This window comes from Sphingobium sp. EP60837, assembly GCF_001658005.1.
In the GTDB taxonomy this organism is placed as follows: Bacteria; Pseudomonadota; Alphaproteobacteria; order Sphingomonadales; family Sphingomonadaceae; genus Sphingobium; species Sphingobium tyrosinilyticum.
Window position 1 is genome coordinate 2,028,962 of the sequence record NZ_CP015986.1, and the last position, 25,922, is coordinate 2,054,883.

Genomic DNA, 25,922 nt, shown 5'->3' on the forward strand with positions numbered 1-25,922 from the left:
TATTTTGTATGCGGCGTTGCTCCGGGCGCCGTGGCCGAGGCTCGCTTTGTCGTGGGGAGTGAGGCTGCTCTAGCTCAGAGAAAGAGGAATTCGGCTAGGGCAGCGACGGCCGAGTTCGCCTCTGCCTGGGGCGCGATGGCTTGGCGAACCTCAATCGCGGGCAGGGGCTGTTCCAGCGCTAGGCGGCGAATGCCGGACATTCGGCCAAGGTCGCGCGCCAGCGGGCCGAAAGCCGCGAAACAGCCAGCGCCTTCGCGAAGAATGGTCATGATATCGAACATATTGTCGGTTTCGATGACCGGCGCGCCTATGCTGATCCCGTCCCGTTCGAACGCCGCGTCAATGATGCGGCGCAGGGCGTTGTGCGGCTCCATCGCGAGCGTGGGGCTGATCCGCAATTCTTCGGGCGTGACGCAGTCGCGGCGGGCCAGGGGATGATCGGTTCCCGCATACAGATTGATCTGCTCCGACCAGCCATAGCGGGAGGGAAGTTCGGGCGGTTCGCCCAGGGCAAAGAAATAGGCGATATCAACGCGCCCCTGATCCAGCGCGCGCCGTGCTTCCTCGGCCAGGTGAATGGAGAGGTCGAGCGTGATGGCGACGTCATCGTTCGCCGCCTCGAAGGCTGCAAGCGCCTCCTGAAAATGCCCGAAAACCGGAGCGGGAGCGGCGAGCGTGATGGATTGGCGCGGGGCGGAGCGCTCAATGGCGGGCGGCGGCTCGCTGGCCTCTGGCGCTGGCTCATCCAGGCTCCAGCTTTCCGGCTGGTCCTGGGACAGCAGGGTCATGGCCTCGGCCGTCTTGCGGCCCGCAGGGGTCAGCCGCTTGCGTTCGGGAAGATCCTCAAACAGGCGATAGCCCAGGCGCATTTCCAGCGACGCAATATCTTGTGCGATCTCCTCGACCGGCAGACCGAGGTCGCGCGCGCAGCGCGAGATGCCGCCAGCCACCACCATCTGCGCGAATATGTCCAGTTGGCGCAGAGAGGGTTTGGCCATGCCGGGGTGATAGTGCAATTACCGCGCCGGGTTAAGCGCCATCTTCGCGCTCGCGACATTGCTGATATTGCCGAAGCCGGTAAAATGCTTGCAGGCGTTCAATCTGGAGATCAGGCATCGCTCCATCGTGAGCACTGGCTGCCTCACCTTGCGGGGCGGGCTCGATGCCCGCTACCCGCTCACCGTCCTTTTAGCAGGACTGCTGCATAAGGGAGCAGGCATGGCCGACATCATCAACTTCAGGCAGGCACGAAAAGCGAAGGCGCGGGCGGATAAGGAGCAGGCGGCTGCGGCCAATCGCGCGAAGTTCGGGCGGACGAAGCCGGAGCGGCAGGCAAGCCTTCAGGAAGAAGCACGGCTGGAGCGGCAGCTTAAGGGTGCTCGTCGCGAATTGGGAAAAGACGAAACTGAATAATGGTGGTGTCAGTAAGCAGACCTGACTGGCCTATGGCTATATCGGTAGATTAACAGCCATTCATATAGACTTTGTAGGAAACGATCCGCCGGACTGCTGCGTCGGTTTATCTCAAAGATTAACATGAGTTTGAGGTGGATTGTCCGCTTCGTCGGTTAAGCTCTGACTATGAGAAGATATAGCCAATATATTCGTCCGGCCGGTGCCGCGATTGCCGCTGTTCTGGCCATTGGTCCCACCTATTCTTACGCGCAGGAAGCGGCCGCTCCAGCAGCATCTGCCCCCGCGGAAGTCATGGCCGCATCGCCGCCTGCGTCAGCGCCTGTGATCGTCCCGTCTCAGCCGGTGGTTCAGCCGACCCAATCGGTTGATGAGAGGATCGCTGCGGCGGTTGCAGCGTCGCAAGCTGAAACCGCGTCTGCGTCAACGGAGGCGCCGGCAAAACGTGTCGAGCGCCGGGCCGAGCCTCAGCGGCAAAAGGCGGCCCACAGCCCGACAGCCCGTGCGCAGCGTGAGGCGGCAACGCCCGCTCCTACAGCGCAGCGAGAGCAGGCTAATCCTGCTCCCGCGCCGGTGGAGACGGTGGGCCCGACCGCACGCGAAGCCGCGCCGGTAGCGCCTCCAGTGGAGGAGCAGCCTGCGACGGCCAGCAATGCGCCGAACGAGGCGCTTTATTGGGCGCTGGGCGGCGGCGCTTTGCTGCTATTGGGCTTGGGAGGCGCGGCCGCCTTCCGCCGCCGCCGCACCGATGAGGAGGTTTTGGCTGTTGCACCGACCGCTCCTGTCGCCGCCGAGCCGGTGGTGACGGAGCGAGTTCCAGTGGTGGAGCCTGTGGTACAGCGCGCTCCGGCTGCTGCTTATACGCCGACTAAGCGGGCGCCGCAGATTGGCAGCTTGGAAGCCATGGCCGCCGCGCGGCCAAGTCCGGAAAATCCCTTCCTCACGCACAGCAAACGCATGCGGCGGGCGCGCTTCCTGCTCGCCCAGGCGGAACGGGGGGATGCCGCGCTGCATACGCCAACCGCCGCGCCCGTACCGCCGCAGACGATCCATGCCGAGCCGAAGATGCAGACGGTTTACAGGCTGGGCGGCGACCGGGGCCGTCAGATGGGGTTCAAGCCGCAGACGCGCTGAACGCCATGGCCTTGGCCATCAACCAGTGAACGGGCGGCGGCTTTCACCGTCGCCCTTTTGCTCGCCTGCTTTTTCTCGACTCGGTTGCACTTGGAGCCCACCCCTGATACCGGCGCGCCGGTAATTTCGCGCCAGTTTGAAGGAAGGCCGCTCCACCATGTCCGATAAGATCAACCGCATTGTCCTTGCCTTCTCAGGAGGGCTCGACACAAGCGTGATCCTGAAGTGGCTGCAGCAGACCTATAATTGTGAGGTCGTGACCTTCACCGCCGACCTGGGTCAGGGCGAAGAGCTGGAGCCCGCGCGGCAGAAGGCCAAGCTGATGGGCGTCAGGGATGAGCATATCTTCATCGACGACCTGCGCGAAGAGTTCGTCAAAGACTATGTTTTCCCGATGATGCGTTCCAACGCGCTGTATGAGGGGCTGTATCTGCTCGGCACATCGATCGCGCGGCCGTTGATCGCCAAGCGGCAGATCGAGATCGCGAAGATGGTGGGCGCTGACGCCGTGTCGCATGGCGCGACCGGCAAGGGCAATGACCAGGTCCGCTTCGAGCTGGGCTATTATGCATTGTCGCCCGACATCAAGGTGATCGCGCCGTGGCGCGAGTGGGATTTGACCAGCCGTACCAAGTTGATCGAGTTCGCCGAGCAGCACCAGATTCCTATTCCCCGGGACAAGCGCGGCGAAAGCCCCTTTTCGACCGATGCGAACATGCTGCACACCTCGTCCGAGGGGAAGGTGCTGGAAGATCCGTGGGAAGAAACCCCGGATTATGTCTATTCGCGCACCGTCAACCCGGAGGATGCGCCGGACGCCCCCGAATATATCACGATCGATTTCGAGCGGGGCGATGGCGTGGCGATCAACGGCGTGGGCATGAGCCCGGCGACGCTGCTGGAAACGCTCAATGAATATGGCCGCAAGCATGGCATCGGGCGGCTCGATCTGGTCGAGAACCGCTTCGTCGGCATGAAGTCGCGCGGCATGTATGAAACGCCGGGCGGCACCATCTATCACCTCGCGCACCGGGGCATTGAGCAGCTGACGCTTGATCGCGGCGCGGCGCATCTGAAGGATGAACTGGCGCCCAAATATGCAGAGCTGATCTATAACGGCTTCTGGTTCTCGCCGGAGCGCGAGATGTTGCAGGCGGCGATCGACCATAGCCAGGAGAAGGTGACAGGCACCGTCCGGCTGAAGCTGTACAAGGGCGGCGTCTATGTCGTCGGGCGCAAGTCGCCCTATTCGCTCTACAGCGAGAAGGTCGTGACGTTCGAGGATGATGCGGGTGCCTATGACCAGCGCGATGCGGCCGGGTTCATCAAGCTGAATGCGCTGCGGCTGCGCTTGCTGGGGCGGCGGGACGGCTGAGGCTGATCCGTCATTCGGGCGCGCGCTTGAGGTCCTGGGCGATGTCGTCTCCCGTCATCCCGGCTTCCGCTGGGACGACGGGCGTTACAAATTGCGACACAATCCTGCGTGACATGACAAAGTTGCGGGACAAGTCTTCCTCATAAGGGTTCCAAGGACGGCGCTGCCGTTCGTCACCCTTGGAAGGAAGATATTAGATGATCCGCAAATATATGGGCACGGTTGCCCTCGGCGCGCTGTTCGTTGGCGGGCTGGCCGCGTCCCATCTGGCGCTGGCGCAGCCGGGCGATCGCGGGCCTCATGATCGCAACGGCGGTCTGATCGCCATGGCCGATGCGAACAAGGACGGGAAGGTCAGCAAGGCCGAACTGACGACCGCGCTCGATGCGCGCTTCGTCAAGATGGATGCCAATCGCGACGGCAAGCTGACCAAGGAAGATCGTGAGATGCGCCGTCGGGCCCGGCTGGACGAGCGTTTCGCGGCGCTCGACCGTGACCGCAACGGCCAGATCAGCAAGGCGGAGTTCGCCGCCGGACATCAGGGTCGCCCGGATGGAGACGGGCCGCGTGGACGCGACGGGCATCGTTTCGGGCGCGGCGGCGACCATGGCTTTGGCGGCGGGATGATGTTCCGCGGTCGCGGCGGCGCAAGGGGCGAGGCGATGCAGGATGGCGTGGTGACCCGCGCCGAGTTCCTGGCGCGACCGCTCGCCATGTTCGACAAGGCCGATGCGAACAAGGACGGCTTTGTTACCGCCGACGAGATGAAGGCCGCGCGGGAGGCCATGCGTGATGCGTGGCAGGCCCGCCGTGGGTCCGACGCAAGCCCGAAGAACTGACCGCAAGCGAAGGGTGGGGGACATGTCCTTCACCCTTCCAAGCTGCTGATAGTCGTGACAGATATCCTTTATGAGTGAAAAACCCCATCTGCTGCTCGTCGATGATGAGCGTTCGATCCGCGAGCCGCTGGCGCAATATCTCTCGCGCAACGGCTTTCGCGTGACTGCGGTCGAAAGTGCGGCCGAGGCGCGGATGCGGCTCAACGCCAATGCGATCGACCTCGTGATCCTGGACATCATGATGCCGGGCGAGGATGGGCTGTCGCTGTGCCGTCACATCCGCGAGACCAGCGAAATCCCGGTGATCCTGCTCACCGCCAAGTCCGAGGAGACGGACCGGATCGTGGGGCTGGAGATGGGGGCGGACGATTATGTGCTGAAGCCCTTTTCCCCGCGCGAGCTGGTGGCGCGGATCAAGGTGATCTTCCGCCGGGTGGCGACGGGCGGCCAGCGCGTGACGGCTCCGGATGGTGCGACCTACGCCTTCGCCGGCTGGCTCCTGAAAACGCAGGAGCGGGTGCTGGTGGATCAGGAAGGCGTGGTGCTGCCGCTGTCCACGGCCGAATATAATCTGATGATGGCCTTTGCGACGCGGCCGAACCAGGTGTTGAGCCGCGACCAGCTGCTCGACATCACCCAGGGGCGGGAGGCCAATGCGTTCGACCGGGCGATCGACAACCAGATCAGCCGGTTGCGCAAGAAGATCGAACCGGACCCGAAGAGCCCGACGCTGATCAAGACGGTGTGGGGTGGAGGCTATACGCTGTCCGCGGATGTGAGAAAGCTGTGAGGCGGTTTCGCCTTTGGCCCCAAAGCCTGGTCGGCCAGATCATCATGCTGGTCGCGATTGCTCTGTTCGTGGCGCAGGCGATCAATTTCGGCCTATTGCTGCAGGAGCGCAACCGGCTGACGCTGACGGCGCAGACGGCGCCGGGCGTCTATCGCATCGTCGATGCGCTGGACAACCGGGGAGAGCCGCCCGCAGGCAACCGCCCGCCAAGAGCGCGCTTTTTCAATGCGCCGCCGGTGCTGAAGGGCGACAGGCGGCCTGAGATCGAGCGGCGGGCCCTGGCGATGTTTGCCGATATCGGCATCCCCGTTCTTTCGGTGCAGGTTGTGGAGCAGAGCCAGACCGTGCCGATGCGCCGGTGGGAACGGGCCCGCATGCGGTCGCTGGACGACCCGCGTGGACCCAGGGGCAGAAGGCTGACGATGGCCGCGCAATATCAGCCGGGCAAATGGGTCGTGGCGCAATCGCGCATGGGCGACCGGCCGCCGCGCTTTGGCGGCTGGCTGATCGCGCAGACGCTGATCCTCTATGCGATCGTGCTTCTGCCGCTGTTGTGGGTGGGGCGCAGGCTGGCGCGGCCGCTGGGGCAGCTGACCCGATCGGCGCAGCAATTTGCGCGGACGGGATCGGCCGATGCGGTTGAGGAGCGGGGGCCGGGCGATGTACGCGACCTGACTACTGCCTTCAACGCGATGCGCAGCCGCATTATCGTGATGTTGGATGAAAAGGACCGCATGCTGGGCGCGATCGGCCATGACCTGCGCACGCCGCTGGCGTCGCTGCGGGTGCGTGCAGAATCGGTCGAGGATGACGGCGAGCGCGCACGCATTTCGCAGACGATCGACGAGATGAATCGGATGCTGGAGGATATCCTCTCGCTGGCGCGGGCAGGGCGGAGCAGCGAGGCGGCGCAGAAAGTGGATATCGCAGCGCTGGCCGATGCGGTGGTGGAGGATTTCATCGAACTCGGATCGCCCGCAGAGATGGCGGATAGTGAGCGTGCGGTGGCGTCGGTAAGGCCGCAGCAGATCCGCCGCGCGCTGCGCAACCTGATCGAAAATGCGATCGTCTATGGCGATCGCGCGCATGTTTCCGTGGCCCGCGAGGACGGCGCGATCCGGCTGATCGTCGCGGATGAAGGACCGGGCATCGCCGAAGAGCGGATGGAAGAGATGATGGAGCCCTTCACCCGGCTGGAAGGGTCCCGCAATCGGGAGACGGGCGGCGCGGGCCTCGGGCTGGCGCTGGTCCGCGCGATCATGGCGGAGCATGGCGGCGCGCTGAAGCTGGTCAACCGGGCTGGCGGGGGGCTGGAGGCGAGCCTGCTGCTGCCGGTTTGACGGTTGGGAGATGCCGGAAAACGGCCATTTTCGGTCGAAGTTCACACCATATGCGCGCGCGTGCGCGACCGCGCGTAGGCGTCGTGGAAAGCAGGTTGGACATTTCAAAGACGGGCCGGAGTAGGCAGGCCGAAGGAATGTAGGACAGCGAAAAGCGGAGTCACGACGGAAAATAGGATGGTTTTTGCGTCGGTTGTGGCCTGGAGGTTACAATTGGTCGCGCGATTTCGGCTAACGGGTCGCCGGTTCTTCGTCACCCGGACTCGATGCGGGGTCCGCTTAACTTTGCTGATTAGAAGAAGCGGGATGCCGGCTCAAGGCCGGCATGACGGTAGAGTTTTTCGGTTAGCGACCAAAAGTCGCCTCTCCTGCATATGTAGACGCTTGCTGATTGAGGACGTTCGCACGGAGGCGTGGCTCCCCTAAAGATTCACCCCCATCGGTCTGGAACGGGGCATAGTGGAACAACGACGAGTGGCGCGGTGTCATCAGCTGCGTCAGTCGTCAAATGCATGAGTAGCCGTGTAAGGTATCTGAAAATAATCGAGACCTGCACCGATCGCCCGGCCGGCAAAGGAACGACTGTTCTTGAAGAAAATTTCCTTGAGATTGAGCGCAACACCGAAGAAAATGTCACGATCGGGCTTGATGCCCATCGCGCGGTCGCGGTTCGAAAAGTTCTTGCCGCGATAGCCCACTTGTATTTCTACAAATCGCAGCGGACTGTTTTCCAACGTCTTGAAGCCAGCGAGCTCCAGCGACAGCAGGAAGCGCTGCTGCTCATAATGCTTTTTGCCACTGCGCGAAAAACCCCTTTTATTGGGCATGAGCATCAGGCGGAAGTCGAGTTTACTTGCGAGACCAGGCACAATATGCCTCACTGCCGAGAGGCTTGCACCCAATCCGTTGAAGACGACGTCCTGTACAGAAAAGCCGCTACTGGTCTTGAAGGCGTCAAACATCTCACCGTATAGCTGGAGTCCGAAACCCATCATCGCCGCGGGCACTGCCGCACGCGCGCGATCACCCGTTTTGCGCGCTATGCGCCATCCCAAAAATTCCGAAAACAGATAACCGTTGAACGCGTGCGTCAACTTATCGATGCCCAGATTGGCTGTGTCCCTTCCGAACCATCCTTCATCGTGAAAGTGAAAGCCGGTGTTGAGATTTGTAAGCTGTGTCTGGATCGTGGTCGTGTACGCCATGATTCCAAGCGCTTCCCACTTGGCTGCACCCATACGGCTACCTAAAGATCGATATTCCCGTCGCCGTTCAGTATCGATTGTCCGTTCCTCGACATTCTCCGCAAAGGCAGCAGTCGGGGACATGAGGGCCCAAGCGAGCGGGACTGGCTCAGACGCGGTGAACGCCTGATGCGTCTGCCAAGCTTGGATTGGATCTGAAGCAGTCGGATCCGCGATCACTGCGGGTGGCGATTTTGAACGGTATGTAGCTAAATCAAAAAGCGCAGCATTTTCGTCCGATATGCCGCCAAGGTCCGTGGAAAGAGGGTCAGCGAGAGCGGCATGTGCAGACGAAATAGTCGTAAGTAAGACGACACCCCCCAAGGCAATCATTGTGCGCATGATCCCCCCTCCTGCAACCTTAGATAATCGTATCGACCGCATCCAAGAGTGTCGCAAGAGCGAAGAGGAGGTAGAAACGGAATTGAAGCTCAAGGCGATCGGGATGGAGGGCTGCGAGCCGCCCAACTCCGCGGCCCCGTCAATGCTTGCCCGGCTTGCTCGATGTGCCTGGCGCTGTGGGGTTTAGCAGTTGCACGCCGGCGGGGAGGCCGGTGCCGCCCATGTCGATCCTGGTCGCTTCGACGCGGGCGACGCGGGCCGGATCGTCGCGCTCGCGGATCGCGGCCTTGGTTTCCTCATCCACGCCCGGCTCCTCGCCGCCGCTGCTGCCGCCCTGGCTCCAGCCGAGGATGATCGACATGCGCCGGTTGCGCGGGTCATAGGCATTGCCCTTGGCGAAGGGCTCGCGGTCGGCGACGCCTTCGATCCGGGCAAAACGATCATTGCCGATGCCGCTGGCCGCCAGCGTCTTGCGCGTGGCTTCGGCGCGGGCGGAGGAAAGCATCCAATTGTTCATGCTCTGACCAGAGCTGTAGGGCAGGCCATCGGTATGGCCGCGCACGATCAGCGGATTGGGCATGCCGCGCACGACGCCAGCCACTTCGCTTACCAGGTCGCGGGCCTGGGGCAGCAGCCGGTCGGTGCCCATCGCGAACATGGCGAAATTGGCCTCGTCGATGAGGTCGATGCGCAGTCCTTCGCGCGTTTCGGTGAAGCGGACGTTGCGGCGCAGCTTGTCCATGCCCTTCTTGCGGGCCATGCGCGCTTCCAATTCCTTCTTCACCGCCTCGAACTTGGCGCGGTCGGCGGCGCGGGTGGCCTTGCCGCCCTGGTCCTTCGTTCCGGTGGCGTCGCGCGGAATGGTGATGGCGAGATTGCCCTGACCGCCGGTCGTCGGGTAATTTTCCTTGCTGACCATTGAGTCGCCGCCGAACAGGCCGCTTGAACCGGCCGAAGCCATCTTCAGTTCGACCAGCGTCGGCGTGAAATAGTCGGCCAGGCCCTTGCGCTGCTTTTCGGTGGTCGCACCCAACAGCCACATCAGCAGGAAGAAGGCCATCATTGCCGTCACGAAGTCGGCATAGGCGACCTTCCACGCGCCGCCATGATGGCCGCCATGCCCTTCGACGATGATCTTCTTGACGATGATCGGCCGGGGTTCGGGCTCGTTCGCGCCGCGCTTCTTGTCCGACATGGCTTATTTGCCCCGCATACCGTCGAAGACTTCGGCGAAGGCCGGCTGATTCGCATGGGTGAGGCTGGAGCGCGCGGCTTCGATGACGAGCGGCTGCGGGTGGCCGTGTAGCGATGCGATGATGATCTGCTTGACGACATGGTACATCGACCCGTCGGCCTCGATCACCGCGCGGCAGCGATTGGCGAAGGGATTGACCATTCCATAGGCGAGCAGCACGCCCAGGAAGGTGCCGACCAGCGCCGATCCGATCATGCCGCCCAGGATCGCGGGCGGCTGGTCGATCGAGCCCATGGTCTTCACGACGCCCAGAACCGCCGCGACGATGCCGAGCGCGGGAAGGGCGTCGGCAAGGCCCTGGAGGTTGTCGGCGGGCTTCAGCGATTCGTGATGATGCGTCTTGAGGGCGTTATCCATGACCTCTTCGACCGCGTGCGGATCGAGCGTGCCGGAGGAGACGACGACCAGACGCAGCGTATCGCTGATCAGGTGGATCAGCGTCTTGTCGCCCATCAGGCGCGGATATTCGGAGAAGATGGTCGAGCTGGCCGGGTCCTCGATATGGGGCTCCAGCGCCACCGGACCTTCGACACGCAGCGTCTTCATGAGGCGCGAGACGAGGAAGATGCAGTCGAGAAAGTCCTGCTTCTTATATTTGGGACCCTTGAACACCTTGCCCAGGCCGCCGCCGAGCGCCTTGAGGTCCGCGCCGGAGTTTCCGATGATGAGCGCGCCGACCGCCGCGCCGCCGATGATGATCATTTCATGGGGCAAGGCGTGAAGAACGGGGCCGATGTCGCCGCCCGTGAAGATGAAGCCGCCGAAAACCATGGCGAGCAGCACGACGAGGCCAATGATTGCGAACATGTGTATCCCCGAAAATTCCGCCCGTGGGCATTCATTCGACAGCGCCGGCGCGACGCTTTCGTCAGATGGTTAATGTGGAATGGTTAGCGCGAGGTTTAGGACGAGCGATTTTTTCGTCGTTTTCGGTTTATTGGGAGGAGGTTCCCCCCGTTTCGCTCCACACGAAGGGAGGAAATAAGATCGCTTGAACCCCGGACTTACCGGATCAGATCGAACAAGGTCTGCTGGTTGATGCGCGCGAAAGCCGATTGGGCGGCTTCGAGCTGGAGCAGCTTGCTCTTCACGGAAGAGATGACTTCGGAAAGATCGGTCGATTCGAGGTCCTGTCGGCGCTCCGTCAGGTCCAGATCGATGGTCGTCAGCCGCTCGCCGATCACATCGAGCCGGTCGCCGCGCACGCCCTGCTTGGCCTGTTCGATGGCGACATGGGCCTGACCGATCTTGATGCTGCCAAGGGCGGTGACAAGGTCGGCGTCGGTGCCGCTCTGCAGGGCGGTAAGACCCTGGCCCAGAATATCGTCGATCGACATGGGCGTGCCGCCGACGTCGATGCCTTCGGACACTTCCTGACGGGTGCCGACCACCGCGAGATTGAGCCCGCGGCTGACCGGGACCAGCACGCTCTGCGTGTCGTCGAATACCGGCACGCCCTGATAGTCGGTCTGGTTCAGCAGCGATGCGACGGTCGCGCGGATCGTGCTCATTTCCTCAACGATCGCCGTGCGGTTCGAATCGTTCAGCGACCCGTTGCGCGCGGAGGTCACAAGTTCCTGGGCGCGGACCAGCAGGGTGTTGACCTGCTCCAGATTGGCTTCGGCGTTGGCGGCGCGGCTTGCGCCATAGCTGACATTGGCCTGCCAGGAGGATTGCTGCGCCTGCGCCTTGCCGATTTCCGACACCTGCACCCAGGCGAGCGCATTGTCGGAAGGCTTGTTCAGCGTGATGCCGGTCGAAATGGCGGTCTGCCCCTCGACGATGCTTTGCGAAAGCTGCTGCTGCCGGCGGATTTCGGCGATCAGCGTCTTGTTGGTGATGCCTACCATGGGTCAGCCCTTTTCAGATGATCTGCAGGATCGCATCGACGGTTTCCTTGGCGATCTGCAATATTTTCGCCGAACCCGAATAAGCCTGCTGCAAGCGGAGAAGCTCGGCGGCTTCCATGTCGAGATCGACGCCACTGACGGCCTCGCGAGCGGCGATCGCCTGGTCGCTGCGGCTCTGCGCGGTGGATTGCTCGGCCTTCACGGAAGCCAGCAGATTGCCCTGAGTGGCGATCAGCGACGTCCAGCCCTGTTCGACGCTGCCATTGCCGCGCAGTACGGTGCTGGCGGTCAGCAGATTGCCGTTGAGCGTGCCGTCCGCCGATTTGGTCGCCAGCGCGGCAGGATCGGTGATCAGCGCTGTGACGCTTGCGGCGCTCGTGCCGGACAGGAGCGCGCCGCCCGCCGCATTGGCGTCGGTGCGGCCCTGTGCATGCCAGGCGTTCATGTCCGTGACGAACTGCTGCGCCAATGTGTCGAGGCTAGTGCGGCGCTGCGCCGTGGTGGAGGCGGCGGAAAACAGGCCGCCCAACGTGCCGTTGGCAGGCGCGGTAAGGGCGGTGCCGCCGCTGGTGGCCAGCGCCAGCGTGCCGTTGGCGTTGACGGTCAGGGCAACGGTCGTCGCCGCATTGCCCTGGACCAGGCTCTGGCCGTTGAAGCTGATCTGCGCCTGATCATGCGCGCCGAAGCTGATATCGACATTGAGATTGGCCGACAGCGTGTTGAGCGCAGCGTCCCGGCTGTCGAGCAGCTGAGCATAGGCGGAGGTGCCCGGCTGCGAGCGCAGCAGGCTGTTGTTGATATTGGCAAGCTGCGAGAGCGAGCGATTGATGGTTTCGACCGACGCCTGCGCTTCCGTGCCGATGCCCGCGGAGACCTGGGCGAGATCGGCCGAGGTGCGCTGAAAGGCTTCGGCGACGCGGCTGATGCTGTCCAGCGTCGTGACGCGCAGCGAACGGTCGTTGGGGCTGGCCGCGAGCTTGTCGATATTCTGGAACATGCCCGTCATCAGCTTGCCGATGCCGGTATCCGTATCGTTGAGCGCGCCTTCGATATCGCTCATCCAGCGCAGGCGCGCCGTCGAACTGCTGAGCGCCATGCCGGTATAGCGAACCGTTGCGTCCAGATAGGGATCGGCGGCGCGGACGACGCCCGATACTTCGGTGCCGCCGAAATTCGCGCGCGAGATATAGGTCGCCATCGTGGCGGTGGACGAACCGGATTCTACGGTGGTCAAGGACCGGCGCGAATAGCCGTCGGTGCTGGCATTGGCGATATTCTCGGAAATCGCCGCCATCGCTTGCCGATAAGCGCGCGTGCCCGACGCGCCGATGATGAAGAGATCGCTCATGCGCTCTTGCCCGGCGCGGGAGCGGCGGGCGCGGCAGGCGTGCGGCTTTCATATTGGCGCAGCAGCATCTCCGCGATGCCGAGCGCGCCTTTTTCAGCCATGGTGTCGGCGGTGCGCGCGTCGGACATGTCGCGGAACTGATCGGTCGCGCTGGAATCGAAGACGCCTTCGCCGCCGCCGGATTGGCGCATGGTGCCGATCATCTGGCGCAGGAAGATCGCCTCGAACTGTTTGGCGACCTTTTCCAGTTGCGCCTTTTCCGGCGATGCGGTGGGCTGCGCGCCCAGGGAAACCGAGTTGATCTGCATCACAACACCACCAATTCAGCCTTCATCGCGCCTGCCTGCTTCAAGGCTTCGAGGATCGCGACCATGTCGGCGGGAGACGCCCCGATGGCGTTCACCGCTTTGACTATATCGGCCAAAGAGGCTCCACCTTTAAAATTAACCATTGGTTTCTTTTCCTGCTCGATCGAAATCGAGCTGGATGGCTCCATCGCGGTGCGGCCTTGCGAGAAGGGGGCGGGCTGGACCACGCGCGGGGATTCGTTGACGCTGACGGTCAATTTGCCGTGCGCGACGGCGGCCGGATGGATCTTGACCGCGCCGTTGATGACCACGGTGCCGGTGCGGGCGTTGACGATGACCTTTGCCGGAGCATCGGCGGGCTTGATCTCGATATTCTCGATCATGCCCATCATCATGATGCGATCGGTCGCGCCGGGCGCGGCGGTGATGTTCACCGAAACGGCGTCCGTGGCGCGGGCGCGCTGGTCGCCAAAGGTGCGGTTGATGCCGTCTGCCACGCGCAGGGCGGTCGTGAGGTCGGCCTCTGCGAGGTTGAAAGTGAGGGTGGGCGCAGTGTCGAAGCCGGTGGCGACCGCGCGCTCGACCGTGGCACCACCGGGGATGCGGCCCGCGGACGGGATGTTGACCGACACCTGGCTGCCGTCCGCCCCGGAAACGCCGAGGCCGCCTACGGCCAGATTGCCCTGCGACATGGCGTAAATCTCGTTATCCGCGCCGCGCAGCGGCGTCATGATCAGCGTGCCGCCGCGCAGCGACTTGGCCTTGCCGAGCGCGGAGACGGTGACGTCGAGCCGCTGGCCGGGCTTGGAGAAAGCGGGAAGGTCGGCCGTCACCAGCACGGCGGCGGCGTTCTTGAGCGCGGGGTTGATCCCCTGCGGCAGCGTGAGGCCGAAGCGCGAAACGACGCCCTTCATGCCCTGCGTCGCATAGTCGAGGCTGTCGTCGCCGGTGCCAGCGAGGCCCACGACGATGCCATAGCCGGTCAGCTGGTTGGGACGCACGCCCTGGAAGGTGCCGAGGTCCTTGATCCGCTCGGCATGGGCAGGAGAGGCGAAGGCGAGGAGGGCCGCGACGGCGAGAACCGCGCGGCGTGCAAAATCCGCCGCTGCAAGGGGAGCTGGCGGCGCGAAGCGCTGACGGAGGGGTGTATGCCCCGTCGAGAGGGCGCTACCCCTCCACCACCGCTTCGCGGCGGTCCCCCTCCCCTTGAAGGGGCGGATCTGGGAGATGCGATTGAAGATGTTCATGGCAATCTCCATCAGAAGGGGCTGATCATCGAGAAGAAGCGCTGCAGCCAGCCCTGGCGGCTTGCGCGGGCGATTTCGCCCTTGCCGGTGTAGATGATCTTGGCGTCGGCCACGCGGGTCGATGCGATGCGGTTGTCCGGGCTGATGTCGGCCTGGCGGACGAGGCCGCTGATCTGGATGAACTCGTCGCCGCGGTTGAGCGTCAGGGCCTTTTCGCCCCTCACCAGCATCGTGCCGTTGGGATAGACCGCCGCGATCGTCACGGTGATCTCGCCGGAGAGCGCGTTGGACTGAGTAGCGTTGCCCTTGCCGGTAAAGCCTTGCTCGCCGCTCGCGGCAATGTCGCTGGCGGAGAAGAGCTTGGACAGCGGGCCGGTCGAGGGCGGCGTCAGGCCGATGCTGCCGCTGCGGTTGGTGTCCGCGCTGTTGCTCTTCGTCGCCTGCGTGCGTTCGACCAGGACGATGGTGATGATGTCGCCGACGCTCTGCGCGCGCGCGCCGCTGGTGAGGGGGGTGTAGCCCATGGACGCCTGGAAGATCGAACCGTTCGCTTGCGGAGCGGCAGGGGCGGCAATAACGGTGGGGGCATAAAATTGCCGCTCGGCATCGCGCTTTTTGCCGGCCATTGCCGGGGTGGCGGTGAGGGCGATGAGCCCCATGCCAAAGAAGATGGCAGGGAGGGGCTTCGACAAGCTCAGCCCGAACGGAGTATGGGGCGCGATCATCGTCAACCTCACAGCTGCTGGTTGACGTACTGGAGCATTTCGTCGGTCGCCTTGATCATCTTGGAATTGACCTCATAGGCGCGCTGGGTTTCGATCATATCGACCAGTTCTTCGACGACATTGACGTTGGATGTTTCCAGATTGCCCGCGCGGATGACGCCACGGCCCTCCAAGCCAGCAACGCCGACCTGGGGCGTGCCGCTGGCGGCGCTTTCGGCAAGCAGGTTGCCGCCGATCGGCTGCAGGCCCGCCGGGTTCATGAAGCTTGCCAATTCGATCTGGCCGAGCTGCGTCGGTTCGCTCTGGCCCTGCAGCGTCGCGGTGACAGTTCCGTCATTGCCGATGGTGACGCCGGTCGCGCCCTGCGGCACGGTGATCTGGGGCACGAGCGGCATGCCGTCGCTGGTGACGAGGGCGCCTTCCGCCGTGGTGCTGAAATTGCCCGCGCGGGTATAGGCGATCGTGCCGTCCGGACGCTGGACCTGGAAGAAGCCGGAACCTTCGATCGCCATGTCGAGCGCGTTGCCGGTCTGCTGCAGCGTGCCCTGCGTGTTGATCTTGCTGGTGCCCTGCATCGACACGCCCGAGCCCAGGTTCAGGCCGGTGGCGAACTTGTTCTCTGCGTCCGAATTGGCGCCCGCCGCGATCATCTGCTGATAGGCGAGCGTTTCGAAATCGGCGCGGTCGCGCTTGAAGCCGGTCGTGTTGACGTTCGCCAGATTGTTGGCGATCACGCGCATCTTCGTGTTCTGCGCGTCAAGGCCGGTGCGGGCGACGTGAAGGGCTGCGTTGCTCATGGTCTAACTCCGTAATGCCGTTAGGCTTGCACAACGAAAAGCAAGGTTCGTGCCAAATCAACCATCAAGCCGCATGAGCGACGCGCCGCCGTCGTCCAGCTGCTTGGCGGTGTCGATCAGCTTGACCTGCGTTTCCCATGCCCGGCTGGCCTCGATCATCTGAACGAGGGCCGAGGTCGCGTTGACGTTGGACCCTTCGATCGAACCGCCGGTCACGGTGGCCAGCGGGTCCTGCGGCAGCGCGCCGCCATTGGTTTCGCGGAAGAGGCCGTCTGTGCCCTTGGAAATGCTGGAGCCGACCGGACGGACGAGCTTCAGCTTGTCCACCTGCTGTGGATTGGCGGGATCGCCGCCCTGGGGCACGCCCCAAATGCTGCCATCCTGCGCGATGGAGATGCTGTCCATGGCGGGCAGGGTGATGGGGCCGCCTTCGCCCACGACGGGCAGGCCGTCGCCGGTTGTCAGCAGGCCGCTGTCGCTGACCTTGAGGTCGCCCCGGCGCGTATAAGCTTCGTTGCCGTCGGCGGCCTGAACGGCGAGCAGAGCATCGCCGTTCATGGCTACGTCCAGCGGATTGCCGGTTTCGGTGACCGCGCCTTGCGCCATGTCGGCGGCGATCACCTGTTCGGACTGCTGCGCCCGCGTGTCGAAGCCGTCGCCCTTGATCCAGCGCGTCTCGGCATTGGCGATTTCCGCCCGGAAGCCAACTGTGTTGACGTTCGCGAGATTGTTGGAAATCGCCGCCTGCCGCGCCATCGCGCCGCGCATCGCGGTGAGAGCCGTGTTGACGAGCCGGTCCATGGGTATCCTTCTTTTCAACCCTCGCCGTTCGTCCTGAGTAGCCACTGAGCTTGTCGAAGTGGCGTATCGAAGGAGACATGTGCTTCGATACGGGGCTTCGACAGGCTCAGCCCCTACTCAGCACGAACGGTTGGTTCAGTGGATTGTGTTCAGGCTATCGAACTTACGTCCGCATATTCACGATGGTGGTCGACAGCGTGTTGGCCGCTTCGATCGCCTTCGAGTTCGCCTGGAAGTTGCGCTGGGCCGAGATCAGGCTGACCAGTTCTTCGGTGATGTCGACGTTGGAGCGCTCCAGCGCGCCCGAGCGGACGGCGCCGTAAAGGCCGCTATTGCCGGTGCCGAACATCGGGGTGCCGCTGGCCGAAGTCGAGGTCCAGTGGGCGTCGCCGCCTTGGCGCAGACCTTCCTGGCTGTTGAAGGCGGCGATCGCCGTGGCGCCCAGATAGACGGTCGAACCGTCGGCATAGACGCCGGTGATCATGCCGTTCTGGCCGACGCCGACGCTGGTCAGCTGATTGGTGGTGCCGCCTGCCGGCCAGTTGGTCGGGACCTGGAGGTCCACCAGCGAGGCGGAAGTGAGGCTGTTGTTGACCGTCACGGTGGGAACGCCGGTGGTGGGATTGACCGGGATCACCTGAAGGTGGGCGCCGGTGGTATCGACGACGTTGCGGTTTTCATCCACCGAGAAGGCACCGTTGCGGGTGAAGCTGACCTGATTGTCGCCCACGCGCTTGACGGTGAAGAAGCCTTCGCCGGTGATGGCGAGGTCCAGCGTCTTGTCGGTCGTTTCGATCGTGCCCTGCGTGAACTGCTGGCTGATGCCCTGCACGCGCACGCCCTGGCCGGCGACCTGGGTGGTCGTCTGCATCGGCGCGGCGGCGAAGATGTCGCCGAACACGGCATTGCTCTTCTTGAAGGCGGTCGAGTTCACGTTCGACACGTTGTTGGCGATGGTCGACAGGTCGGCCTGGGCGGCCTTGAGGCCGGAAAGCGAGATGTAGAAGGACATGGCGTTGCTCCTTGGGTGAAAAGGATTTTGGGGGTGAAAAGGATGGGTTGGTTGAGGTTAGGAGAGCGAAAGGGCGTCGGACGGGCTGTAGGTGCCGAGCGCGGTGATGAGTTTCGAGGCGCTGCCGTCGGCGGGTGACTGGACGGCGGCGATCGTCGCCCAACTGGCGACGCGGGTTGGAGACGCGCCATTGACGCGGATCTTGAGCGCGTCCGTAGCGACGGTGTTCCCACTCTCGTCCTTGCCGTCCCAGTAGAAGTTGACGTCGCCAGCTTCCTGATTGCCCAGATCTATGGTCTTCAGGACATTGCCGTTGCCGTCGAGCAGATCGACGGTCGCGCCGCTGGTGGCATCCTTGAACGTCACCTGGCCGGTATATTGGCCGTAGGCGTCGGGTGCGATGATGTTGCTCTGGACCAGCATCGACTTGCCGATCCAGCTGGCCGCATCGCCAAGGCGCGAGCCGGTGAGCGAGGACGCCAGACCCTTGAGCGTCTGGTTCATTTCCGCGATGCCGCTGGAGTTGGTGATGGTCGCCATCTGCGAGACCATCTGCGCGTTATCCATGGGTTCGAACGGATCTTGCGTCTGCATCTGCGTGGTGAGCAGGCGCAGGAAATCCGCCTGGCCCATTTCCGACTTGCCGGTTCCCACATTCTTGTAGGGATTATAGACGGACAGGCCCGCGCTGTCGGTGACAGTGGAGGTCGTGCTCATTTGCCGATCCTTATGGTTTCGAGCATGAGGGATTTGGCGGTGTTCAGCACCTGCACATTGTTCTGGTACATGCGGGCGGTCTCGATCATGTCGACCAGCTCGGCGCTGCTATCCACCGCCGCTTCCCAGACGTCGCCATTCTTGTCGGCGAGCGGATGGTTAGGGTCGTGGCGCTTGGTCGGTTTGGCGTCGGTGGTGAGGACATTGGCGACCTTCACCGTGGACACGCCGGGCTTGTCGGTGACCGACTGGAATACAGGCTTGATGGCGCGATAGGCTTCCGCCTCGCTGCCGGTGACATTGCCAGCATTCGCCATGTTGGAGGCGGTGGCGTTGAGGCGCACCAGCTGCGCGCTCATGGCGCGGCCGGCGATATCGAAGACGTTCATGGGACCCGAGCCGCTCATGCTCATTCTCCCTTCAGCGCGCGAGTGATGGTGTTGATACGGCCCTCCAGAAAGGAGAGGGTCGTGCGATATTTGACGGCGTTTTCAGCGAACAGCGTCTGTTCGGTGCTGAGTTCGACGGTGTTGCCATCAAGGCTGGGCTGCAGCGGGACGCGATAGCCCATGCTGTCATCGACGGCTTTGGACACGTCCGCGATGGACCTGTTCTGTTGAGCCGAGGCTTCCTTGAGCGCGGACTCGAAGTCGATGTCCCGCGCCTTGTAGCCGGGGGTCGAGGCGTTCGCGATGTTGGACGCGAGCAGGGACAGGCGCTGCGAGCGAAGTGCCAGCGCCTTCCCATGTATCCCGAACAATCCGTCTTCCAGCGACATTGTCTCTTTTCCGTCTTTTTGCCCAAGGGCCTAAAAGTTGCGGTTCAATCGCCGTTCTGATGCCTGAAGGCGTGAACCGCGGGTGATCCGAACGGGTATTCGCAAGAGCCGTGCCAATTTGCGTGGGTGACGCATCGGCAAAGGCAGGAATGGCGGAAAACCCCCGTGTTGCGTGAGCGGGACGGCATGGACGGCAAGATTTTGCCGCCTGCTGGCAAGGCTTTGCCGCCGCTCTTTTGGGTGAATGGGGGATTTGTTGATGATCGCGATATTGGCGCAGCTATTTGATCCCCTTACCCTGGTCGTGATGATCGCGGGTGTGGGCGCAGTCGCGCTGTTCCAGAATGGCGTATCGGCTCTAGGAAGCGCGTTCGCCGCCCTGCCGCTGCTATTCCGTGCCGATCCGGACAGGGATCAGACCGCAGCGCGTGCAGCCATGCTGAAGATCGATCAGGTCGCGCAATTGCGCGGGCTTGCCTGCACGGACCGGGTGAAGACCGCCAACCCCTTCCTGGCGGAAGCGGCGCGGCGGCTTGCCAATAGCGAGCGGACCGAACAGTTCGAAAGCTGGGCGGCGCAGGCGCTGGCCGATCGCGCGCGGCGTCATGCAAGCGCGCGCAATGTCTGGCTGTCGGTCGCCGACGCTGCGCCCGCACTGGGCATGGCCGGGACCATCCTTGGCCTGATAGGCATGTTCGCGGCGATGGATGATCCGGCGGCATTGGGTCCGTCCATGGCGCTGGCGCTGCTGACGACGCTTTATGGCGTGGTCATCGCTAATCTGGTGGCGGCTCCCATCGCAGCGCGGCTCGCCGATCTGTCGGAGCGGGAACTCGCCTGGCAGAAGGAAGCCGCTGGGCGCATGCTGGCGATCGCTCGGCGGGAAAATGTGCCGATGCGCCGGGCGTCGATCCGCGAGGTCGCATGATGACGGCCATCACATCCCAGGCCCGGCGCAATCGCTGGGCGGTCAGCTTCGCCGACCTGCTGATGCTGCTGCTCAGCTTTTTCATATTGTTGCAGGCGAGCGGGCAGAAGCGGGACGCGATGCTGGCGCAGGTGCGTCAGCAATTTGGCGGGCGCGCGATCGCCAAAGACATGGAATTGCACGCGGCGGAGCTGTTCCTGCCGGGCGAAGCGCTGCTGTCTGATGCGGGCAGGGTGCAGCTGGCGCGGGTGGTGGCGGGGTTGCGGCCGGGCAGGGATGTGCTGGACCTCACCAGTGAGGGGACCGATCCCGTGCGGGAGCGGTTCGACGAGTGGGACTTGGCGGCTGCGCGGCTGGGCGCGGTGGCGCGTGAGTTGAAGGGCCAGGGGTTAAGGGGCGATCGCTTGCGCATCCGCGGGCTCGACCAGATGGACGGCGCGAGCGGCAAGGGGCAGGTCATCCGCATCGGCCGCGCCGCCGCGCGCCCCCGTTAACGACTTATTAGGCATGAAGCGGGCTTAATGGATGGCATGAATCTGTCCGTATGCGGAGATCTGCCGTGAACAAGCTGCCCTTGATTGCCCTTATCCTGCTGTCAGCAGCGGGTGCCGAGCCTGTGCTGGCGCAGCAGAAGTTCGAGAATCTGGATCGCATCGACAGCCTGGTCGCCATGACCGTGGGCGCCAATATCGGCGAACCGGGCGGGCCCGTGGCTCCGGTCGATCGGCGGTTGCGCCTAGCGGCTTGTCCGGGAACGCCGAGCATCGAAGGGCCGGTATTCGGCGCGGCGATCGTGAAGTGCGACGCAGTGGGCTGGCGCATTCGCGTGCCTTTGGCGGGCGGCGGCGCTTCTGCGGCGGCGCCGGCAGCGCGTTATGGCGCTGTGGCTCGGCCAGTCCAGCGCGACATGGTGGTAAAGCGGGGCGACCCGGTCCAACTGGTCGCGGGTAATGCGGACTTCAGCGTTTCGCGGATGATGGTCGCGGACGAGGATGGCGCGGTCGGCGACACGATCCGCGTGCGTGAAGACAAGAAAGCTGCGCCTGTTCTGGCTCAGGTTGTGGGAATGGGCACGGTCCGCATTCCGGGATTTAATGATTTTTGAACCCTGCCGTTATAGGGTGAGCGGGACGAGTGAAGGATTTAAGCCATGATCAAATCTGTCGGCCAGAGTATCAGCGCCGCCATTGAGGCTTCCCGCTTGCGGGAAAGCGGCAAGACGCGGACCTTTTCCGACAAGGGGTCGGCTGGCGTTTCGACGTCTGGAGCATCGGCGAGCCCCGCTGCACGCATGGCGGCCGAAGGCGCGCCGGTCGATATGGACCGGGTCGCTGCGATCAAGGCAGCCATCGCATCAGGCAATTATCCGGTCGATCCGGCCGCGATTGCCGACAAGATGCTCGCGCTCGACCTGCCGGTTAACGGATAACTTTTCCTATGTCGCTCGGGCTTGCAGCGCTGGATGATCTCTTCTCGGCCTTCGAGGAGCTGCGCGTTGCGCTTGACGGCACCGATGTGGAGGCCATCGACGCCGCCGCTGCCCATGTGAGCAGCAGCGCCGCAGCCGTGCGCGCGATCGGCGCCTGGCGTGCCGACGAGGCCATTCGCGACCGAGTGACCGCGCTGCTGCCGCTGATTGAAGCGGCGCGGGTGCGAATCAATCTGTTGACCGATCATGCGGGGCAGCGCTTGTCGTTGCTCGCGGCGCATGGATCGACCCAGGCGCCTTTGGTTTACGGGCGCTAGAGCGCGAATAAATTCGATGGCTGTGTGTGAGAAGGGCGCCGCGAGGCGCCTTTTTTCTTTCATGCTGAACGCGCCATCAACATTTATGGAGCTCGCGTTAACCAAATCTTGGCATAAGCCTTGCTCTAATGCTCCCCGGTACCAACGGGGATTTTTCTTTGTCGGCTTTTGCAGACATATCAGCGACAGGCGCATCGGCCGGCAACCGCGTGACCAACGCGATCGCCATGGCGAGCCGCAGGACGGGCGTGGATTTCGCCTATCTGCTCGGCCAGGCCAAGATCGAGAGCAGCCTCAATCCCACGGCGCGCGCGACGACCTCGTCCGCGACGGGCCTCTATCAATTCGTCGATCAAAGCTGGCTTGCCGTCATCGACAAGCATGGCAGCGAATATGGCCTTGGCTGGGCGGCAGAGTCGATTAGCCGGGGCAGCAACGGCCGCTATTATGTCGCCGATCCCGAGCTGCGGCAGCAGATACTCGACCTGCGCAAGCATCCTGAGACCGCCTCCGTCATGGCCGCCCAGCATGCGGCCGACAACAAGGCTTATCTGGAACAGCGCCTGGGCCGCGAGGCCGAGCCGGTCGATCTGTATCTCGCGCATTTCCTGGGCGTCGGCGGGGCGAGTAAGTTCCTGTCCGTCCATGATCGCGCCCCTGACGCGACGGCGGCTTCGATGTTTCCGGCGGCGGCGCGGGCCAACCGCTCGATTTTCTACGACCGTTCGGGAAGCCCGCGCAGCTTCGCGGAAATCCGCGATCGCTTTGCCGCCAAGCTCCAGCGCGGCGTCGATTCGCTTGATACCGGCCCCATCCAATATGCCGCCGCCTCGCTGTCGGAAGGCGCAAAGACGGTGCAGCCCGCCGACTATGTGCGGATCGAAACCCAGCGCCTTGCGACCGCCGCCGACGTCTCCGTCCGGCCAGACCCGCAGACCGCGCGCCTCGCCTATCTCATGCTCGCCACCCTCGGAAGGTAACGGCCCGATATGACTCCCGCCCAAGTCAAAGCGAAGATCTGGACGAACGCCGCCAAGGGGGCGGTGCTGCCCATCGCGACGCTGATGGTCGTGCTGTTCATGATGGTGCCGGTGCCCGCGTTCATGCTGGACGTCGGGTTCATCACCAATATCATGATTTCGCTCGCGGTGCTGATGGTGGCGCTCAATGCCGCCAAGCCGCTCGACTTCTCCAGCTTCCCGACGGTGCTGCTGTTCGCGACCCTGCTGCGGCTGGCGCTAAACGTCGCCTCGACCCGTGTCGTGTTGGTGCAGGGGCATGAGGGCTCCGATGCGGCGGGGCATGTCATCGAAGCGTTCGGCCATTTCCTGATCGGCGGCGACTATGTCGTCGGCATCTTTGTCTTCGCGATCCTGATGATCATCAACCTGGTGGTCATCACCAAGGGCGCGGGCCGCGTGTCGGAAGTCAGCGCGCGCTTCACCCTGGACGCCTTGCCCGGCAAGCAGATGGCGATCGACGCTGATCTCAACGCTGGCCTGATGACGCCGGAAGAAGCCAAGATTCGCCGCCGCGAAGTCGCGACCGAGGCGGATTTCTACGGATCGATGGACGGCGCCAGCAAGTTCGTGAAGGGCGATGCGGTCGCGGGCATCCTGATCCTGGCGATCAACATCGTCGGCGGCATCATCCTGGGCGTGGTCAGCCACGGCCTGGCGATCGGTGAGGCCGCGCAAACCTATATCGTTCTGGCGATCGGTGACGCTCTGGTGGCGCAGGTTCCGGCGCTGCTGCTCTCGATCGCGGCGGCTGCTATCGTGACCCGCGTCGGCAGCGAGGACGATCTGGGCAACCAGATCACCAATCAGTTCGGATCGGGCCGCGCCTGGGTTCCGGTCGCCGCAATCCTCGGCTTCCTCGGCATCCTGCCGGGCATGCCGCACTTCATCATCCTGACGGCGGCGGCCGTGGCCGGTGCGATCGCCTGGCATTTGCGCAAGACAGCGAAGGCCAAGGCCGCCGAACCGGCCCCAATGCCCGAACCCGCCAATCCCGCGGTCATCGAATGGAATGATGTGTCGGACGGCGCGATCCTGGGACTGGAGATCGGCTATGGTCTCATCAGCCTGGTCGATGAGCGCAAGGGTGCGCCGCTGATGGCCCGCATCACCGGCATTCGTCGCCAGCTTTCGAAGGAATTGGGCTTCGTCGTGCCGATGGTCCGCGTGAAGGACAATCTGGCGCTCGAACCCAATCAGTATCGCATCACCATCGCCGGCGTCGTCGTCGGCGAGGACGAGATTTATCCCGAAGACCTGCTGGCGCTCGACAGTGGCGCGCTGGAAGGGGTCGTGTCCGGTCGCGAGGCCAAGGACCCGACGTTTGGCCTCGACGCCGTCTGGATTTCGCCTGCCAAGCGCAGCGAGGCGGTGGTCGCGGGTTATACGGTGGTCGATCCGCCGACGGTGGTCGCGACGCACCTCAACCAGTTGATCGCCATGAACGCCAGCGAGATGTTCGGCCTGGACGAAGCGCGCAAGCTGCTCGACAACCTCAAGGACGCCGCGCCGCAACTGGTCGATGGCCTGACGCCCGGCACGCTCAGCCTGACGCAGATTTCCGCCCTCTGCCGTGCGCTGCTGTCTGAAGGGATCGCGCTCAAGGACTTCCGCCGCATCTGCGAGGCGATGGTCGATGCCGCGCGGCCCGACATGAGCCATGAACAACTGGTCGAAGCCGTTCGCCAGCGGATCGGCGCTCTGATCATCCAGGGTCTTGTGCCGGTCAAGATGCCGCTGCCGGTCATCACGCTGGATGGCGACCTGGAGGCGCTGCTCGCCCAGGCCATGCGGGTGGCAGGCGACGCCAAGCATCCGATCGAACCCGCGCTCGCCAACCGGATCATCGAATCGGTGGTGCAGGCTGCGCGGCCGATCATGGGGCAGGCGCGCAACTTCGCCATCGTTACCTCGCCAGTGGCGCGCCGTGCGCTCGCCCGCCTGTTCAAGCCGCACCTGCCGGAAACGCCGGTACTCTCCTTCCTGGAAATCCCCGATGGCAAGGGCGTGGAAGTCGTCGCCGTGGTCGGTGGCGAGCAGCGGCCCGCGCCCCGCCACGATCCGCTTCCCACTCGCGAACGCGTCGCCTGAGGATAACTGACCCATGTTCATGAAGAAGGTCGTCGCCGGTTCCGATGCCAATACTTACGGCCGGTCGAACAACAGTCCCGAACAACTGGCGCGGCGCTACATGCCGCTGGTGCGCAAGATCGCCTGGCATGTCCATGGTCGGGTGTCGAGCGCCGTGGAGGTTGAGGACCTGCTGCAGATCGGGATGGTCGCGCTGGTCGAGGCGGCCAATGCTTTTGAAGATCGCGGCCTTGGCTTTGCCTCCTACGCGCAACTGCGCGTGCGCGGCGCGATGATCGATCATTTGCGCCGAGGTGCGACACTGGCCCGGTCAGCCATGGCGAACCGCAAGCAACTGGCGGCGGTGCGGAGCAGGCTGGAGCAGCAGCTCCGCCGCGCCCCGCTGGAAGCAGAGATGGCGGTCGAGATGGAGATGGACGCCGCGACCTACCGCGACTTGGCGGACGGTTGCGAGATGGTCCAGCACACGAGCATGGATGAGGTCTATTCCGACCAGTCCATGTGGTTCGCCGATGTCGAGGATAGAGCGGACGATGTGATGGAGCGGGAGTCGCTTAAAGCCGCACTCGCCAAATGCATTGGAGAGTTGCCGCAGCGCGAGGCGCTGGTGTTGCAGCTCTATTTCGTCGAGGAACTCAATCTGGAGGAAATCGGGCAGGCGCTGGACATCGGCGCCGCGCGGGTGTGCCAGATCAAGAAGGCGGCGCTCGACAAGCTGCGCGAGAAGCTGCGGGAGTGGGATTGACCCCGTCCGTTCGTGTCCAGCGCAGTCGAGACACGCTATGTGCGGCTTCTCGACTTCGCTCGAAGCGAACGGAAGAGC

General features: G+C 63.7%; 30 protein-coding genes. 14 read left to right on the forward strand and 16 right to left on the reverse strand.

Going from position 1 to position 25,922, the window contains the following annotated elements:
- Window positions 1–74: 74 nt before the first annotated feature.
- Complete coding sequence (locus EP837_RS09800) at window positions 75–998, reverse strand: LysR family transcriptional regulator (protein WP_066526921.1); 924 nt, start codon at window positions 996–998, stop codon at window positions 75–77.
- Window positions 999–1,125: 127 nt separating this feature from the next.
- Here EP837_RS09800 and EP837_RS09805 point away from each other — a divergent pair, with 127 nt between their 5' ends.
- The 3 genes from EP837_RS09805 (at window position 1,126) to EP837_RS09815 (ending at window position 3,922) form a co-directional block, all read left to right on the forward strand.
- A complete protein-coding gene (locus EP837_RS09805; protein WP_443019110.1) occupies window positions 1,126–1,413 on the forward strand; it encodes a DUF4169 family protein in 288 nt (95 codons plus the stop codon).
- 168 nt (window positions 1,414–1,581) lie between these two features.
- Window positions 1,582–2,547 (forward strand): hypothetical protein, encoded by a 966-nt coding sequence (locus tag EP837_RS09810; protein ID WP_066526923.1) that lies wholly within the window; start codon window positions 1,582–1,584, stop codon window positions 2,545–2,547.
- Window positions 2,548–2,704: 157 nt separating this feature from the next.
- Entirely contained in the window at window positions 2,705–3,922 is a 1,218-nt protein-coding gene (locus tag EP837_RS09815; RefSeq protein WP_066526925.1) for an argininosuccinate synthase, read from the forward strand.
- A gap of 10 nt (window positions 3,923–3,932) precedes the next feature.
- On the opposite strand, the gene EP837_RS21865 is transcribed toward EP837_RS09815, so the two are convergent.
- Window positions 3,933–4,055, reverse strand: coding sequence for a hypothetical protein (locus EP837_RS21865; RefSeq protein ID WP_257784356.1), 123 nt, complete (start codon window positions 4,053–4,055; stop codon window positions 3,933–3,935).
- Between the two features lie 64 nt (window positions 4,056–4,119).
- Between EP837_RS21865 and EP837_RS09820 the strand changes: the two genes are divergently transcribed.
- From EP837_RS09820 to EP837_RS09830, 3 genes are all read left to right on the forward strand, one after another.
- Window positions 4,120–4,761, forward strand: a complete 642-nt coding sequence (locus EP837_RS09820) for an EF-hand domain-containing protein (RefSeq protein WP_066526926.1) — start codon at window positions 4,120–4,122, stop codon at window positions 4,759–4,761.
- Window positions 4,762–4,831: 70 nt separating this feature from the next.
- Window positions 4,832–5,551, forward strand: a complete 720-nt coding sequence (locus tag EP837_RS09825) for a response regulator (RefSeq protein WP_066526927.1) — start codon at window positions 4,832–4,834, stop codon at window positions 5,549–5,551.
- On the forward strand, window positions 5,548–6,891 hold the full coding sequence (locus EP837_RS09830) for a HAMP domain-containing sensor histidine kinase (RefSeq protein WP_066526929.1): 1,344 nt from the start codon (window positions 5,548–5,550) through the stop codon (window positions 6,889–6,891). The genes EP837_RS09825 and EP837_RS09830 overlap by 4 nt, the downstream gene beginning before the upstream one ends.
- A gap of 497 nt (window positions 6,892–7,388) precedes the next feature.
- Here the strand turns inward: EP837_RS09830 and EP837_RS09835 are convergent, their stop codons facing one another.
- From EP837_RS09835 to flgB, 14 genes are all read right to left on the reverse strand, one after another.
- Window positions 7,389–8,477, reverse strand: a complete 1,089-nt coding sequence (locus EP837_RS09835; RefSeq protein WP_225870530.1) for a DUF2279 domain-containing protein — start codon at window positions 8,475–8,477, stop codon at window positions 7,389–7,391.
- Window positions 8,478–8,616: 139 nt separating this feature from the next.
- Window positions 8,617–9,672, reverse strand: a complete 1,056-nt coding sequence (locus EP837_RS09840; RefSeq protein ID WP_066526934.1) for a flagellar motor protein MotB — start codon at window positions 9,670–9,672, stop codon at window positions 8,617–8,619.
- Between the two features lie 3 nt (window positions 9,673–9,675).
- Window positions 9,676–10,539 carry a flagellar motor stator protein MotA gene (motA, locus tag EP837_RS09845; RefSeq protein ID WP_066526936.1) on the reverse strand — a complete coding sequence of 288 codons (864 nt, stop codon included), beginning with the start codon at window positions 10,537–10,539 and terminating at the stop codon, window positions 9,676–9,678.
- Window positions 10,540–10,736: 197 nt separating this feature from the next.
- Entirely contained in the window at window positions 10,737–11,582 is an 846-nt protein-coding gene (locus tag EP837_RS09850) for a flagellin (RefSeq protein WP_066526939.1), read from the reverse strand.
- A 13-nt stretch (window positions 11,583–11,595) separates the two neighbouring features.
- On the reverse strand, window positions 11,596–12,930 hold the full coding sequence (flgK, locus tag EP837_RS09855; RefSeq protein ID WP_066526940.1) for a flagellar hook-associated protein FlgK: 1,335 nt from the start codon (window positions 12,928–12,930) through the stop codon (window positions 11,596–11,598).
- Window positions 12,927–13,238, reverse strand: a complete 312-nt coding sequence (locus tag EP837_RS09860; protein ID WP_066526942.1) for a rod-binding protein — start codon at window positions 13,236–13,238, stop codon at window positions 12,927–12,929. The genes flgK and EP837_RS09860 overlap by 4 nt, the downstream gene beginning before the upstream one ends.
- Window positions 13,238–14,485 (reverse strand): flagellar basal body P-ring protein FlgI, encoded by a 1,248-nt coding sequence (locus tag EP837_RS09865; protein WP_225870531.1) that lies wholly within the window; start codon window positions 14,483–14,485, stop codon window positions 13,238–13,240. Before EP837_RS09865 ends, EP837_RS09860 begins: the two co-directional genes overlap by 1 nt.
- 11 nt (window positions 14,486–14,496) lie before the next feature.
- Window positions 14,497–15,144, reverse strand: coding sequence for a flagellar basal body L-ring protein FlgH (locus EP837_RS09870; RefSeq protein ID WP_197486345.1), 648 nt, complete (start codon window positions 15,142–15,144; stop codon window positions 14,497–14,499).
- A gap of 74 nt (window positions 15,145–15,218) precedes the next feature.
- The gene (gene flgG / locus EP837_RS09875) at window positions 15,219–16,007 is read right to left on the reverse strand and encodes a flagellar basal-body rod protein FlgG (RefSeq protein ID WP_066526944.1); all 789 of its coding nucleotides are present in this window, start codon (window positions 16,005–16,007) and stop codon (window positions 15,219–15,221) included.
- A 57-nt stretch (window positions 16,008–16,064) separates the two neighbouring features.
- The gene (locus EP837_RS09880; protein ID WP_066526946.1) at window positions 16,065–16,808 is read right to left on the reverse strand and encodes a flagellar basal body rod protein FlgF; all 744 of its coding nucleotides are present in this window, start codon (window positions 16,806–16,808) and stop codon (window positions 16,065–16,067) included.
- Between the two features lie 163 nt (window positions 16,809–16,971).
- Window positions 16,972–17,820: a flagellar hook-basal body complex protein gene (locus EP837_RS09885; protein ID WP_066526948.1), complete on the reverse strand. Its 849-nt coding sequence runs from the start codon at window positions 17,818–17,820 to the stop codon at window positions 16,972–16,974.
- A 57-nt stretch (window positions 17,821–17,877) separates the two neighbouring features.
- Window positions 17,878–18,537: a flagellar hook assembly protein FlgD gene (locus EP837_RS09890; protein ID WP_066526951.1), complete on the reverse strand. Its 660-nt coding sequence runs from the start codon at window positions 18,535–18,537 to the stop codon at window positions 17,878–17,880.
- The gene (flgC, locus tag EP837_RS09895; protein WP_066526953.1) at window positions 18,534–18,944 is read right to left on the reverse strand and encodes a flagellar basal body rod protein FlgC; all 411 of its coding nucleotides are present in this window, start codon (window positions 18,942–18,944) and stop codon (window positions 18,534–18,536) included. The genes EP837_RS09890 and flgC overlap by 4 nt, the downstream gene beginning before the upstream one ends.
- A gap of 2 nt (window positions 18,945–18,946) precedes the next feature.
- Window positions 18,947–19,315, reverse strand: coding sequence for a flagellar basal body rod protein FlgB (flgB, locus tag EP837_RS09900; RefSeq protein ID WP_066526955.1), 369 nt, complete (start codon window positions 19,313–19,315; stop codon window positions 18,947–18,949).
- 259 nt (window positions 19,316–19,574) lie between these two features.
- On the opposite strand from flgB, the gene EP837_RS09905 reads away from it, so the two are divergent.
- From EP837_RS09905 to EP837_RS09940, 8 genes are all read left to right on the forward strand, one after another.
- Entirely contained in the window at window positions 19,575–20,243 is a 669-nt protein-coding gene (locus EP837_RS09905) for a motility protein A (protein ID WP_066529140.1), read from the forward strand.
- Window positions 20,240–20,737, forward strand: a complete 498-nt coding sequence (locus EP837_RS09910; RefSeq protein ID WP_066526957.1) for a flagellar motor protein MotB — start codon at window positions 20,240–20,242, stop codon at window positions 20,735–20,737. Before EP837_RS09905 ends, EP837_RS09910 begins: the two co-directional genes overlap by 4 nt.
- Before the next feature lie 65 nt (window positions 20,738–20,802).
- Window positions 20,803–21,348 carry a flagella basal body P-ring formation protein FlgA gene (locus EP837_RS09915; protein ID WP_225870532.1) on the forward strand — a complete coding sequence of 182 codons (546 nt, stop codon included), beginning with the start codon at window positions 20,803–20,805 and terminating at the stop codon, window positions 21,346–21,348.
- Between the two features lie 45 nt (window positions 21,349–21,393).
- Window positions 21,394–21,672 (forward strand): flagellar biosynthesis anti-sigma factor FlgM, encoded by a 279-nt coding sequence (gene flgM, locus EP837_RS09920; RefSeq protein ID WP_066526966.1) that lies wholly within the window; start codon window positions 21,394–21,396, stop codon window positions 21,670–21,672.
- Between the two features lie 8 nt (window positions 21,673–21,680).
- On the forward strand, window positions 21,681–21,989 hold the full coding sequence (locus EP837_RS09925) for a hypothetical protein (protein ID WP_066526967.1): 309 nt from the start codon (window positions 21,681–21,683) through the stop codon (window positions 21,987–21,989).
- 158 nt (window positions 21,990–22,147) lie between these two features.
- Window positions 22,148–22,969: a flagellar biosynthesis protein FlgJ gene (locus EP837_RS09930; protein ID WP_066529141.1), complete on the forward strand. Its 822-nt coding sequence runs from the start codon at window positions 22,148–22,150 to the stop codon at window positions 22,967–22,969.
- Between the two features lie 9 nt (window positions 22,970–22,978).
- On the forward strand, window positions 22,979–25,099 hold the full coding sequence (flhA, locus tag EP837_RS09935; protein WP_066526969.1) for a flagellar biosynthesis protein FlhA: 2,121 nt from the start codon (window positions 22,979–22,981) through the stop codon (window positions 25,097–25,099).
- A gap of 13 nt (window positions 25,100–25,112) precedes the next feature.
- Window positions 25,113–25,844, forward strand: coding sequence for a FliA/WhiG family RNA polymerase sigma factor (locus EP837_RS09940; RefSeq protein ID WP_066526972.1), 732 nt, complete (start codon window positions 25,113–25,115; stop codon window positions 25,842–25,844).
- The last annotated feature ends 78 nt before the right edge of the window (window positions 25,845–25,922 follow it).